General features: G+C 63.2%; 12 protein-coding genes. 5 read left to right on the top strand and 7 right to left on the bottom strand.

Annotated features, from left to right (window positions below; all coding sequences use genetic code 11):
* Positions 1 to 114 precede the first annotated feature (114 nt).
* The gene (eutC, locus tag NCR40_RS17570; RefSeq protein WP_250510107.1) at positions 115 to 1,074 is read right to left on the bottom strand and encodes an ethanolamine ammonia-lyase subunit EutC; all 960 of its coding nucleotides are present in this window, start codon (positions 1,072 to 1,074) and stop codon (positions 115 to 117) included.
* The gene (locus NCR40_RS17565; protein WP_244829517.1) at positions 1,074 to 2,462 is read right to left on the bottom strand and encodes an ethanolamine ammonia-lyase subunit EutB; all 1,389 of its coding nucleotides are present in this window, start codon (positions 2,460 to 2,462) and stop codon (positions 1,074 to 1,076) included. The genes eutC and NCR40_RS17565 overlap by 1 nt, the downstream gene beginning before the upstream one ends.
* A gap of 180 nt (positions 2,463 to 2,642) precedes the next feature.
* Here NCR40_RS17565 and mnmH point away from each other — a divergent pair, with 180 nt between their 5' ends.
* Both mnmH and NCR40_RS17555 read left to right on the top strand, forming a co-directional pair.
* Positions 2,643 to 3,710, top strand: a complete 1,068-nt coding sequence (gene mnmH / locus NCR40_RS17560) for a tRNA 2-selenouridine(34) synthase MnmH (RefSeq protein ID WP_250493472.1) — start codon at positions 2,643 to 2,645, stop codon at positions 3,708 to 3,710.
* A 27-nt stretch (positions 3,711 to 3,737) separates the two neighbouring features.
* Positions 3,738 to 4,793 (top strand): permease, encoded by a 1,056-nt coding sequence (locus NCR40_RS17555; protein ID WP_244829520.1) that lies wholly within the window; start codon positions 3,738 to 3,740, stop codon positions 4,791 to 4,793.
* A 58-nt stretch (positions 4,794 to 4,851) separates the two neighbouring features.
* Here the strand turns inward: NCR40_RS17555 and NCR40_RS17550 are convergent, their stop codons facing one another.
* Genes NCR40_RS17550 through NCR40_RS17540 form a run of 3 tightly spaced genes read right to left on the bottom strand, consistent with a single transcriptional unit; the run spans position 4,852 to position 7,403 of the window.
* Positions 4,852 to 5,013 (bottom strand): hypothetical protein, encoded by a 162-nt coding sequence (locus NCR40_RS17550; protein ID WP_250467195.1) that lies wholly within the window; start codon positions 5,011 to 5,013, stop codon positions 4,852 to 4,854.
* Positions 4,991 to 5,992: a cytochrome d ubiquinol oxidase subunit II gene (cydB, locus tag NCR40_RS17545; RefSeq protein WP_250510106.1), complete on the bottom strand. Its 1,002-nt coding sequence runs from the start codon at positions 5,990 to 5,992 to the stop codon at positions 4,991 to 4,993. The genes NCR40_RS17550 and cydB overlap by 23 nt, the downstream gene beginning before the upstream one ends.
* Before the next feature lie 4 nt (positions 5,993 to 5,996).
* A complete protein-coding gene (locus NCR40_RS17540; RefSeq protein ID WP_250510105.1) occupies positions 5,997 to 7,403 on the bottom strand; it encodes a cytochrome ubiquinol oxidase subunit I in 1,407 nt (468 codons plus the stop codon).
* A 403-nt stretch (positions 7,404 to 7,806) separates the two neighbouring features.
* Here NCR40_RS17540 and ypfJ point away from each other — a divergent pair, with 403 nt between their 5' ends.
* The 3 genes from ypfJ to NCR40_RS17525 all read left to right on the top strand — a co-directional run bounded on the left by ypfJ (position 7,807) and on the right by NCR40_RS17525 (position 10,894).
* Entirely contained in the window at positions 7,807 to 8,691 is an 885-nt protein-coding gene (gene ypfJ, locus NCR40_RS17535) for a KPN_02809 family neutral zinc metallopeptidase (RefSeq protein ID WP_250467189.1), read from the top strand.
* 136 nt (positions 8,692 to 8,827) lie between these two features.
* Entirely contained in the window at positions 8,828 to 9,838 is a 1,011-nt protein-coding gene (gene waaC, locus NCR40_RS17530) for a lipopolysaccharide heptosyltransferase I (RefSeq protein ID WP_250510104.1), read from the top strand.
* A gap of 156 nt (positions 9,839 to 9,994) precedes the next feature.
* On the top strand, positions 9,995 to 10,894 hold the full coding sequence (locus NCR40_RS17525; protein ID WP_250510103.1) for a flagellar brake protein: 900 nt from the start codon (positions 9,995 to 9,997) through the stop codon (positions 10,892 to 10,894).
* 109 nt (positions 10,895 to 11,003) lie between these two features.
* Here the strand turns inward: NCR40_RS17525 and NCR40_RS17520 are convergent, their stop codons facing one another.
* Positions 11,004 to 11,654 (bottom strand): DsbA family oxidoreductase, encoded by a 651-nt coding sequence (locus NCR40_RS17520; protein WP_250510102.1) that lies wholly within the window; start codon positions 11,652 to 11,654, stop codon positions 11,004 to 11,006.
* A gap of 125 nt (positions 11,655 to 11,779) precedes the next feature.
* Positions 11,780 to 13,120, bottom strand: coding sequence for an NAD(P)/FAD-dependent oxidoreductase (locus NCR40_RS17515; RefSeq protein ID WP_250510101.1), 1,341 nt, complete (start codon positions 13,118 to 13,120; stop codon positions 11,780 to 11,782).
* Positions 13,121 to 13,247: the final 127 nt, after the last annotated feature.

Here is a 13,247-nt window from a genome sequence, read left to right as displayed (position 1 = left end):
CCGAGGTGCGCACGTACTGTGCGATCAGCGGAACAATCATCGCGCCGCCACGCGAATTACGAACGCTCGCGAGGCAATGCAAGTGCGCGCGAAACGACGGTGGCGATCGTGCCGTTACGCGTGATGATCCAGCGAACTTGCATCGCCCGCGGCAGACGGCAGCGCGCCGCTATGATCCTTGAGGCCCACGCCGGTCAGCTTCAGGCGGCGCGCTTCGTTCAGCAGCCAGTGCAGCTTGAACGCGGCCGCATCGTAGTTCAATCCCTCGGGCCGCACGTTCGAGATGCAGTTGCGCTCGGCGTCGTGACGGCCTGGCCTCGGCGCAAAAGTCACGTAGAGCCCGAGGCTGTCGGGCGAACTGAGGCCCGGCCGCTCGCCGATCATCACCACGACGATGCGCGCTCCCAGCAACTCGCCGATCGGGTCGCCGAGCGCGACACGCGCCTGTGTCGCGATGACGACAGGCGCGACTTTCCAGCCATCGAGCTTCGGACTCAGGCGGGCGAGAAAGGCGGCGGCGTGTCGCTGCGCGGCGAAAGCCGAGAGGCCATCGGCGGCGACGAAAACAATGTCGGGCGCCGCTTCTGTTCGTGCGGCATGTTCGGCAAGGCGGGCGCGGCTGGCATCGTCGAGAGCGCGGCCCAGGTCGGGACGCCGCAAATAATGATCGCGATCCGGCGCGGCGCTCGCCGCTTCGAGCGTGTCGAAGCCGGCTGCATGGAGTTCCGCGGCGAGCGCGGCGGTATCGAGCGGCTGATGCACGGCGTCGCGCGCCTGCGCATGCGCCAGGCCAAAGGCGAGCAGCGGCGCGGTTGGCAAACTGTCGCCGGTGCGTCCCAGAGCAATGCGCGCGTTGGTGAAGCGCTTGAGCGCATCCCAGGGATTGGTTTCGATGCCGTTGGTGGAGCTCGAACCACTGGCAGATGCACTCGCGCGAACGCTGTCGCCGTCGTGCTTCGGCGCGCCAGTGTGCAAGCCCGCCATGTCGCGTCTTTGCACCGACGCGTCCGCGCGCTCATCGACGCGGTCCTCGCGCGCCGATGCATCCACGCTCCGCTTATCGATCTCATCCATCACGCATCGATCCAGTCGAGCAACGGCTGTCCCTGCGCGCTGCCGGATGCCGACAGCAAGCCGCCACGTCCATCCGTCACGCGCATTTTTTGCAGCCACGCTTCGAATTCCGGCGCGCGCTTCAAGTTCAGCACGCGGCGAATATAAAGCGCGTCATGGAACGACGTGCTCTGATAGTTCAGCATGACATCGTCCGCGCCCGGCACGCCCATGATGAAGTTCACGTTGGCCACGCCCAGCAGCGTCAGAAGCGTGTCCATGTCGTCCTGATCGGCTTCGGCGTGGTTCGTGTAGCAGATGTCGCAACCCATCGGCACGCCGAGCAGCTTGCCGCAAAAGTGATCTTCGAGGCCGGCGCGGATGATCTGCCGGCCATCGTATAAATATTCCGGACCGATGAAACCGACCACCGTGTTCGTCAGAAGCGGCTTGAAACGGCGCGCGACCGCATAGGCGCGCGCCTCGCAGGTCTGCTGATCGACGCCATGATGCGCATTGGCCGACAACGCGCTGCCCTGGCCCGTCTCGAAGTACATCACGTTGTCGCCGACCGTACCGCGACCGAGCGACAGCGCGGCATCGTGCGCTTCCTCCAACAGCTTGAGCGATACACCGAAACTCGCGTTGGCGCGCTCGGTGCCCGCGACCGACTGGAACACGAGATCCACCGGCGCGCCTTGCTCGATCGCCGCGAGCGTGTTGGTGACGTGAGTCAGCACGCACGATTGCATCGGCACGTCGTAGCGCTGGCGGAAATCGTCCATCATCGTGAGCAGCGCCGTGATGGCGGCAGGCGAATCCGACGCCGGATTGATGCCGATCACCGCGTCGCCGCAGCCGTAGAAAAGGCCGTCGAGCATGGACGCGGCAATGCCTTTCGGATCGTCGGTTGGATGGTTCGGCTGCAGCCGCACCGAAAGATGCCCCGGCAAGCCGATGGTCGTGCGAAACCGCGTGATCACCGGACGCTTGCGCGCGGCGAGGATCAGATCCTGATTGCGCATGAGCTTGGAAACGGCTGCGACCATTTCCGGCGTGAGACCCGCGGTCACGCCTTCGAGCGCGGCGGTGTCCGTGGTGTCGGCAAGCAGCCATTCGCGGAACTCGCCGACGGTGAGATGCGCGATGGGCGCGAAGGCATGCGCGTCATGGGTATCGACGATCAGGCGCGTGACTTCATCGTGCTCGTAGGGAATGAGCGGTTCGTCGAGAAACGCGCGCAGCGGCACCTGTGCAAGCGCGAGTTTTGCGGCGATGCGCTCTTCTTCCGTCGCCGCCGCGAGGCCCGCGAGTTCGTCGCCCGAACGACGCGGACTCGCGCGCGCGAGCAGCGTTTTCAGATCGTCGAAACGGTAGCGCCGTGCGCCGATCGTCTCCTGATATGTCATCGCGTTTCCTTCGTTCAAGGGAAAGCCGCCACGTCGTCCGTACGTGCTGCCACTCACTTTAACCGCTTCGCGCAGCGCCCGCGCCTCGTCAAAAAAGCCCGCCGCGCCGAAATCCGCGCCCGTGCGATAATTTCGCGCTTGTCCCGTCTCTTGCGTTGCGCCCGTGCAGCGTCATCGCCCGTGAAAAATCTCCTCGTGAACCTCGACCGTATCGGCGCTTTCGACGAAATCGTCGATGTCCGCACGCCGCTCGAATACGCCGACGATCACATCCCCGGCGCCCTCAACGCGCCGGTGCTGACCAACGAGGAGCGCGTGATCGTCGGGACCATGTACAAGCAGGTCTCGCCTTTCGAAGCCACGCGCGTCGGCGCCGCCATGGTCGCGCGCAATATCGCGCGACATCTGGATACGCTCTTTTCCGACCGGCCGCGCAACTGGCGCCCGCTCATTTATTGCTGGCGCGGCGGCAAGCGCTCCGGCTCGATGACGACCTGGTTCAACATGATCGGCTGGCAGGCGCGTCAACTGGAAGGCGGCTACAAGACTTATCGGCGCGAAGTGCTCGATTCCCTCGTCACGCTGCCGTGCCGTTTTCGTTACGTCGCGCTGACGGGCCACACCGGCAGCGGCAAGACGCGTCTGTTGCACGCGCTCGATCAGGCCGGCGCGCAAACGCTGGATCTGGAAGGGCTCGCGGCACATCGCGGTTCGTTGCTCGGCGCGTTGCCGGGACAGACGCAGCCTTCGCAGAAGGCGTTCGAGTCGGCGCTCGTGAGTGCGTTGCGTGGTTTCGATGCGGCCAAGCCCGTGTATATCGAAGCGGAAGGGCGGCGCATCGGCGCGCTTTCGGTGCCGGATGCATTGCTGGACGGTCTGCATGGCGCGGCGTGCGTGGAAGTGGAGGCGCGCCGCGAAGATCGCATCGCGTTTCTGTTGCAGGACTACGCGCATCTTTTCGACAATCCCGCGTTCTTCAAGTCGCAACTGGCGCGACTCATCGGGCTGCATAGCCGCGAGCGCGTGGAGCGCTGGCATCGGCTGATCGATGAGAACGCGCGTGCCGAGCTGTTCGCGGAACTCATCGACCGTCATTACGATCCCGCGTATGGCCGCAGCAGCCGCGCGCTTTATACGCATCTGGCAAAGGCGTCCCACATGACCTTCCGGCCCAACGATGCCGACAGCGTCGCGCAGGCCGAGGCGCTTCTCGCGCAATTGGCGCAGACATCGCCCGCGGCGAACTGAGATTAATCTTCATCATTCGAGTCAAACATGAATACTCACGCGCCCCGACCCCCTCGCATCGCGCCCGGCTGGATCGTTTTTCTGCTGATCGCGGTCGTCGGTCTCTTCTATGTCAAATGGTTTCCATACTACAACCGCGCGTTCGTGGCGGCGAGTCAGCATTCCATCGGCAAGTCCATTTTGATGGGCGCGTCCGCGAGTGCGCCGGCACCGTCGTGGCAAGCGGCGCTCGACTATGCCATGGCTTACGGCAAGGCCATCTGGCAGGCGATGGTGCTCGGCCTGTTGCTCGGTTCGGCGGTGCAGGCGTTGATTCCGCCGCGCTGGGTCGCGCGTGCGCTCGGCGAACGAAACTTCGGCAGCGTGTTGAATGGCGGCTTGATGTCCTTGCCCGGCATGATGTGCACGTGCTGCGCGGCGCCGGTCGTGGCGGGCTTGCGTGCGCGGGAAGCGGCGCCGGGCGCGGCGGTCGCGTTCTGGCTCGGCAACACGGTGCTCAATCCGGCGGCGCTGGTGTTCATGGGCTTCGTGCTCGGCTGGCAGTGGACCGGGCTGCGCCTCGTGCTCGGTGTGCTGATGGTGTTCGGGTTGGGTTACGCGGTCAATCGCATGGTGACGCCCGCGCAGGCGGCGCAATCGCGCGAGGCGCTTGCAAACCTCGTCAAGGAAGATGAGCCGGGCACGGCGTTTTCGCGCTGGTTGCGCATTCTCGGACGTATGACGTTGCGGCTCGTGCCGGAGTACATCGTGCTGGTGTTGTTGCTAGGCGCGGCGCGCGCGTGGCTGTTTCCGCATATCGGACCGAATATCGACGACAGCATGCTGTGGATCGTCGCATTCGCGATTGCGGGCACGTTGTTCGTCATTCCGACGGCGGGCGAAGTGCCGATCATTCAGGCGATGCTTTCACTCGGCATGGCTGCCGGCCCAGCAGGCGCGTTGCTGATGACCTTGCCGCCCGTCAGCGTGCCCTCGCTCGCCATGCTCGCGCGCTCGTTTCCGCCGAAGGTGCTCGCGTTCGTCACGGCGGCGGTGGTCGTGTTCGGGGTAGTGAGTGGGGCGGTGGCGGCCTGGTGGTTTTGAGCAGACGGGCTCGGGCGCTCAACGACGATCGCCGTCGTGAGCGCCTTGCCCAGCGGCATCAATGCAACGCCGCTCCCGCCTTGATCAACAACTTGAACGGCAAAGCCAGCAGCATCGCGCCGCCCACACCTGTCACCCAAAGCGCGACGAACCAGAAGACCTTCTTCGCGCGCATCATCGCAATAGAGCCGCCGCGTTCAGTGATAGTGATGTTCGCCATGACGCACCTTTCCTCTGAATACCCAATAACTCAGCATGGTGTAACCCAGGATCACCGGCAAAATAATCGCCGCGCCGACAATCGTGAAGAGCTGCGAAGAACGCGGCGAAGCGGCATCCCAAAGCGACACGCCCGGAAAAATCTCCTGCGGCGAAATGCTCGCAACCAATCCCGCGTAACCCAGCAACATGAAGCCGAGCGCCACCGCGAACGGCCGCGTTTCATGCCGCGAACGGATCGAGCGATGCATCGCCCAAGCACAGGCCACGACTAGCGCCGGCACCGGCAGCATCCGATAAAACCACGGCGAGTCGAACCAGCGCGATGCAATGCCCGCGTCCTGCAGCGGCGTCCACACGCTCACCACGACAATCGTCGCAAGCTGCAGCAGCGTCAACGGCCATACGACGCGATACAGCCGTCGCTGCAAATCGCCTTCGGTCTTCGCGATCAGCCAGCATGCGCCGAGCAGGGCGTAAGTCACGACGAGCGCGCCGCCCGTGAACAGCGAAAACGGCGTGAACCAGCCGAAGGCGTCGCCGGCGAAGCGGCCATCGGCGACGGGGATGCCATCGAGAAACGCGCCGAGCGCCACGCCTTGAAAGAACGTCGCGCCCGCCGATCCGCCGATGAACGCAAGATCCCACATGGACTTCGTGCGCGACGCCTTGGCGCGAATCTCGAACGACACGCCGCGAAAGATCAGGCACACGAGCATCAGCACGAGCGGCAGATAGAGCGCGGAAAGCACGGTCGAATAGACCATCGGGAACGCGGCAAAGAGACCCGCGCCGCCCAGCACGAGCCACGTTTCGTTGCCGTCCCACACGGGCGCGACGGTGTTCATCATCACGTCGCGGTCGTGCCGGTCGGGAAAGAAGGGAAACAGAATGCCGATGCCCAGATCGAAGCCATCGAGCACGACGTAGAGAAAGAGGCCCAGTGCGATGATCGCGGCCCACGCGACGGTGAGGTCCATATGTTCAAGCTCCTTCGATGGACTGATGCGGAAGACTCATCGGACGGCGCGCGGTGCCATCGGACGAATCGGGCGTATGAGACGGCGCGCCCGGCAACGCCGGCCCATGACGCAACAACTTCAGCAAGTAGTAGATGCCGGTGCCGAAGACGATCGTGTAGACGATCACGAACGCGAGCAGCGAGACGCCGACTTGCTGCGCGGTGACGGGCGAGACGGCGTCGGCCGTGCGCATCACGCCGTAGACCACCCACGGTTGACGGCCCGCTTCGGTCGTGACCCAGCCCGCGAGCAAGGTGATGAAACCGCTCGGACCCATGATCAGCACGAAGCGATGGAACCAGCGCGCATCGAATAACTTGCGCTTGCGATGCAGCAGCCAACCGGCGATGGACATGAGGATCATCAAGACGCCGAGTCCCGCCATCACGCGAAAACTCCAGAACACGATGGTCGAATTCGGCCGCTCGTCTTTCGGGAACGTCTTGAGGCCGCGAATCTCGCCGTCCCAGCTATGCGTGAGGATCACGCTGCCGAGATGCGGAATCTGCACGGCGTACTTCGTCGTTTCCGCTTCCATGTCCGGAATGCCGAAGAGATTGAGCGCGGTGCCGCCTTTCTCCGTTTCCCAAATACCTTCGATAGCCGCGATCTTCGCCGGCTGATACTTGCGCGTGTTGAGACCGTGCGCGTCGCCGACGAAAGCCTGGATCGGCGTCAGGACCAGCAGCAGCCAGAGCGCCATCGAAAAAGTCTTCCTGATGGCCGGATCGCGTCGGCCCTTCAGCAGATGCCACGCGCCCGTCGCGGCCACGACCAGCGCCGCGACGATGAACGCCGCAATCGCCATATGCGCGAGCCGGTACGGAAACGACGGGTTGAAGATGATCGCGAACCAGTCCACCGGCACGACGTGATCGCCTTCGATGCGAAACCCTTGCGGGGTCTGCATCCAGCTATTGGACGCAAGAATCCAGAAAGTCGAGATGAGCGTGCCGATGGCCACCATCAAGGTGGCGCCGAAGTGCGCTTTCGGGCCGACCTTGTTCCAGCCGAACAGCATGATGCCGAGGAAGCCAGCTTCGAGGAAGAACGCGGTCATCACCTCGTAGGTGAGCAAGGGACCCGTGATCGGACCGGCGAAGCTCGAAAAGCCGCCCCAGTTGGTGCCGAATTCGTAAGCCATCACGACGCCCGACACCACGCCCATGCCGAACGCGACGGCAAATACCTTCGACCAGAAAAGGCACAGTTCCTTGTAGACGGGTTTGCCGGTCTTGAGCCACGCGCCTTCTAGCACGGCGATGAAGCTTGCAAGTCCGATGGAAAGTGCGGGAAAGATGATATGAAACGAGACAGTGAACGCGAACTGGATACGCGCCAGGTCGATTGCTTCGGGAGTCGCATGCATGATGACTTTTGCTTTGAAATTCACGCGTGCCGGATTGCAACGTGCGGCATGCGCGGGTTGAAACGTCGGTAATGCTGGAGCGGACTGTAGCGCCATTTAAGCGTATCTGTTGCGCTGCGTCAGGAAATGCGCGTTGCGCGCAAATGCCGCGGTTTCAAGGGTTTAGCGAAGCTAGTGGCTTGAAAGCGCGCTGTTTTTGGTATGGAGGATGACTCGTCGAGAGCAGGAATGCGGGCTGCTTTACGCGACAATCGACCGCACTGCATCAAGAACCGTCCGATTCACATTGACGCAGGCTTGTTCGACGAACTTTCACGTCCTCGCGAGACTTCATTTGCGAGACGCGCGAGTACCATAATGGCTTTTGAGCACGCGCCACGCGCGGCTATGCAAGGAGACCCAAATGCGCCTCGATGACGAAGCAGAAAGCAGCAATGTCGAAGACCGGCGAGGCAGCGGCGGAGGCGGCGGATTCAGAGTCGGCGGCGGATCCATCGGCATAGGGACGATCGTCGTCGCGCTCGCGGCATCGTACTTCTTCGGCATCAATCCGATGACCATCATCAACGGCGCGCAAATGCTTCATGGCAACGCGCCCGTGCAGCAGCAAGCCGCGCCGTCGAATACGGCGCCCGCGCAAGACGCCGGCGCCGTATTCGTGCGTCGCGTGCTCGGCAATACCGAGCGAACCTGGCAACACATCTTCAGGACGCAGTTCAATCAGGACTATCCGGCGCCCAAGCTCGTGCTGTTCTCGGGCGGCACGCAAACAGGCTGCGGCACGGGACAAGCGGCGATGGGGCCGTTCTATTGTCCGAACGACCGGCGCGTTTATATCGACTTGTCGTTCTATCGCGAGTTGAAGGATCGCTTCGGCGCGGGCGGCGACTTCGCACAGGCCTACGTGATCGCGCACGAAGTCGGGCATCACGTGCAAAACGTGCTCGGCATCATGGACAAGGTCGATAGCGCACGCGCGCGCATGTCGCCCGCGCAGGCGAATGCGCTTTCGGTGCGCGTCGAGTTGCAGGCGGATTGTTTTGCGGGCGTGTGGGCGGCGGTTGCGCAGCAGGACAATGCAAAGCTCATTCAACCGGGCGATTTCGAGCAGGGCTTGAATGCGGCGGGCGCAATTGGCGACGACCGGTTGCAGCAGCAATCGCAAGGACGCGTGGTGCCGGAAGCGTTCACGCACGGATCGAGCGAGCAACGGCAGCGATGGTTGCGCAAGGGCTTGTCGTCCGGCGATATCCGTCAATGCGATACGTTTTCGGCCAAGACCCTGTAACGCCGTCTAGGCGCCGAAGACGTGACGCGACGGCGGACTTACAAACGCTGACAGCCGTGGCGCGACAAATTCTTTAGAATCGCTGTTTTTCCGGCGCGGCATCGAGCCGCACACACCGGTGCATCCAGGTCTGTCGATGAAGCGAATTCTGATCGTCAAAGTCACGTCTCTCGGCGATATCGTCGAAACGCTGCCGGTTGTCTCCGACTTGCGGCGGGCGTTTCCATCCGCGAAGGTCGACTGGGCCGCCGACGCCGCGTTCGCTGACATCATCCGTTGGAGTCGGGGTGTCGACCGCGTGCTGAGCGCGCCTTTGCGCAAGTTCAAGAAGGCGCGCAACTGGAACGATCTCAAAGAAATCACGGGGTCCATCAGCGAGTTGCGCGCCGAGAAATACGACGTCATCGTCGATATTCATGGCGTGTACAAGAGCGCGATCATCGCGTTCATAGCGCGTGGGCGGCGGCGCTACGGCTATCTGAATCAGGACCTTGGCGAGCGTGGCGCGGCGTTCGCGTACAACGCGCGCTTCGGTCCGCGTCCGCACACCGACGCCTGGCGCGGCATGCGCGTGAGCGTCGCCGATGCGCTGGGCTACGAGATTCAGGAAACGCCCGACTACGATCTTCGACTCCCCGAGTCTACGCATGACCTCGGCATTCCACGCGGCGGCGCGCCCATCGCCATGTTGTTCCACGCGACCTCCGCCGATGTGAAGAAGTGGCCGAAGGATCGCTGGGCCGAAGTCGGGCGCTGGCTCGTCGAGCGCGGCTATCAGATTGCGTTGCCGTGGGGCACGGACCGCGAGCGCGGCGAAGCACAGGCCATTGCCGCACTTGTGCCGCAGGCGCTTGTGCTGCCGAAGCTGAGCGTCGAGGAATGCGCGCACTGGATTCAGGCGTCTGAGCTGGTCGTCGGAACCGATACCGGGCTCGTCCACCTCGCACATGCTTTGCAGCGGCGCACCGTCATGCTGTTCGCGGCGACATCGCGCGAGCATTTCGGTATCCACGAACCTGGCCGTTCGGTCTCTGTCGGTGATGGCGGAGCGCCGCCTGACGTACCGCAAGTGCTCGGGGCAATCCAAAGCGTTTTGGCTCCCACTGAAGCGAATCGCCACGCGCATGCTGGCGTAATAGCGCGTTAAAAAGTTTTATGCGCATAAACTTTTTGCAGAATGTTCGCAAAAGAGGGCGCGCGGAAGTCATTTATTAGTGCGCGAACGTAAATTTTGCTTCGTAGCACTTGACGGCAATTCGGCGACCGGAGACGATTGCGAAAACACTTAAGAATCGTCCGATAAATGATCGAAGACTCCGCCGTTGACGCACGACAGGCCATCGTGCGTCTTCAATCTGCCGACGTCGTGCCGGGCGCGCCGCTCGAATGGGCGATCGTTTCCGCCGATGGGACGCCGCTTTTCGCGGCAGGCACCCTCATTCCCGACGAAGCGACGCGCGATTTCATTTTCAGGCAGTTCGATCCGCACCGGACTGCCGGCGACGCGGCGCCTCGACGAAAACCGGAAGAGCCGAGTGAGGAAACGCTCGCTCTCGACGACTTGGGTTTGTCGATCGGCGGCCGGATTGGCGTGCGTGTCACAGGCGGTTCGGGTTCGGCGATGTATGCGAGTCGCGTAATCGGTTTTTCGAATGCACGTCGCAATGGCGAGCGTTCGCTTTTCGTCACTCAGCCGCTCATGACGGGCTTCGATCCGCTGGACCTCACGCGTGGCGAACTGGTCGATCTCGTCGCGCTGACGGGAAAGGGCGTCTTCCGCTTCGCGTGTACGGTGGATGCGCTTTGCCGCGAGCCGTTCAGTTATGTGGTGTTATCGGCGCCAGGTACGATCCGCCGCCTGCGCACGCGCAAGTTCGTCCGCATGCCGACGCGCATGGCGGCATGCTATGCCATCGAAGGCGACGAGGGCGCGCTCAAACAGCCGGGTCGCGTGAGCGATATCAGTCCCTACGGCATGTCTTTGACTGTCGCGACGCCGAACGCGCGCGTGGGCGATCGTCTCGCACTCTCGTTTCGATTCGCGACCGACGGCGTCGATGTTCAGGTCGATACCATCGCCATCGTGCGTCACGTCGGCGACTTCGATGCATCGACGCAAAGCGCCGCTTATGGGCTTGAATTCGAATCGCTCGAACCAGCGCAGCGTATTGCGCTGAAGTCGTTCATGGCGGAGCACGGTTAGACGGGGCGTCGGCCGGTGCGCTTTGCCGAGCTTACATTCGCGAGCCTGCGCGTCGTCGGCGTCGTGGCCGAGCGCATGCCAGCCCCGCATCGCCCGCTTACCTCGAAGATCAACTCGGAAAGCCATCCGGAAACAATCGCTCGACCGCATTCTCGAAGTGCTGAATCGGCGCGGCGCCACGCAACGCGATGGGCGGCGGCGGTTCCTTGCCCGGCGCGGCTTCGCGTGATAGCACGGCAAACGGCACGCCGCTCACGCCCAGTTGCTTGGCAAACTCTTCGTCTTCGATCACGAGGTCCGTGTAGGTGCCTTCGTCGAGCGCTTCTTCGAGCAACTCCGGATCGATGCCGCATGTCGCGGCAATATCGATGAGCGCGTCCGGATCGCCGATATCGATACCTTCCTCGAAGTAAGCCCTGAAGATCGCGCGATGCACGATATCGAAGCGCCCCGATTCCTGCGCAAAAAGCGCGGTCTCGAACGCCTTGCGGCTGCGTGGCGCGACGGGCGGCGGACGCATCAACACGTTGCGCTCCTCGGCAAGCGGAACCACCGAGTTTTCCCAGGCGTCCTGGGCTTGTTCGCTATTCGGATCAGGCAGCGGCGTGGGTTCGGGACGCAGTTCGAACGCGTGCCAGCGAAGCTCTACTGCGTTGCCATACGCCTTGGCGAACTGATCGAGCACCGGTGTTTCCAGGTAGCAGAAAGGACATGTGAAGTCCGACCAGACATCGACATACAAAACAGGCGTGGTTGCCATGAAAAAACCTCGAATACAGGGCGATGCATGCGCGCGCCCGGAAAGGACAAAACCGCAAAACCGGTATGTTAGCGCGTGCTGCGAGTCGATGTAGGCATGGCGCGGCGCGTTCAAGATTCGCCGGCTCAGAACCCGCCGTCGAGCTCGATCTTGCTGCCGTCGAAGAAGCGCGACAGACGGAAGGCGCGCGGGTCGACGAGCGGGGTGTCGTTCGCGACGATATCCGCCATCAACCGACCCGCACCCGGACCGATGCCGAAGCCGTGCCCCGAAAATCCCGTGGCGATGAACACCCCTGGCGTTCCGTCGATGCCCGAGATGACCGGCACCGCATCGGGCGTTACATCGATATAGCCGGCCCACGACTGCTCGACCTTCACCGCGCCAAGCGCCGGAAAAACCGCGCGAAATTCGTCGAGCGCGCGCTGGTTGAAAGCCTCGACAGGCGCGGGGTCGAGCGTGCGCACGGATTCGAATACCGTCGGCCGATTCAGCGGCCAGTGGCGCGGACGGCGTAGTTCCTCGAAGAAGCGCGCGTTGAAGCCGAGCTTGAGCGCGCCGAGCTGGCTTTTGAGCGCGGGCAAAAACTTGAAGAACAGCCGGAAACTGTCGGGCGTGATGTCGCTGTAGTTGCGGAATGCGTTGGCGATGGTATAGCCGCCGTCGAGCCGCTTGCGATAACCCATCGCGTGATTGCACGCGCTCACGTCGGGACCGCCTTCGAGCGGCGCCGTGCGCATGACCGACGAACGCACCATGAGCTGTGGCACATCGACATCGAGGTTGCCCGCGAAGAGCCGCGTCCACGCGCCGCCCGCGACCACCACGCTCGTGCACGCGATCCGTCCGTATTCCGTCACCACGCCGCTGACCTTGCCGCCGCTCGTTTCCACGCCGCGCACGGCGCAGGGCGTGAGGATCTTGACGCCTCGCTTGCGCAGCGCGGCGGCCATCGCCGGGACGGCGCGTTGCGGTTCGGCGCGGCCATCGCCGGGCGTGTAGATGCCGCCCGCGAAGCGGCGTGACGCGCCGGTTATCAGCGCGGCGGTTTCATCGGCGGAGATGATGCGCGAGTCGAGCGCGTCGCGGCCGACTTTTGCGACCGCGCGCGCGAGCCACGCTTCGTGATCGGCGAGCGCTTTGGCGTCGTCGGCGGCATAGAGGATGCCGCACTCGCGAAAGCCGGTGTCAATGCCGAGTTCTTCATCGATGCGACGCCACAGCTTCAGACTCTCGAGACTGAGTTCGAGCTCGCGCAGGTCGCGATGTGTCGCGCGGCACCAGCCCCAGTTGCGGCTCGACTGCTCGCCCGCGATGTGCCCTTTCTCGCACACCGCCACCGACAAGCCCTTGGCCGCCAGCGAGCGCGCGGTGCTGATGCCGATCACGCCGCCGCCCACGACGACCACGTCGACACGTTCGGGCAGCGTTCTGTCTTCGTCGATACGTTCTGTCAGCGGTCCCATGTCAGGACGCGCGCTCGTCAAGTCGTGCCGTTACGTTCATGTGTCGGTCAGGTTGAGCCGGGAGGCAGTCATGCTAAGGGATGCGCCTCTTTTTGACCATATGAATGAAATTGCCGCGATGTTGCAT

It is taken from the genome of Caballeronia sp. GACF4 (genome assembly GCF_023631025.1).
In the GTDB taxonomy this organism is placed as follows: domain Bacteria; phylum Pseudomonadota; class Gammaproteobacteria; order Burkholderiales; family Burkholderiaceae; genus Caballeronia.
Note: the sequence above shows the minus strand (reverse complement) of the source record. Positions and strands in the feature narration are given on the sequence as shown.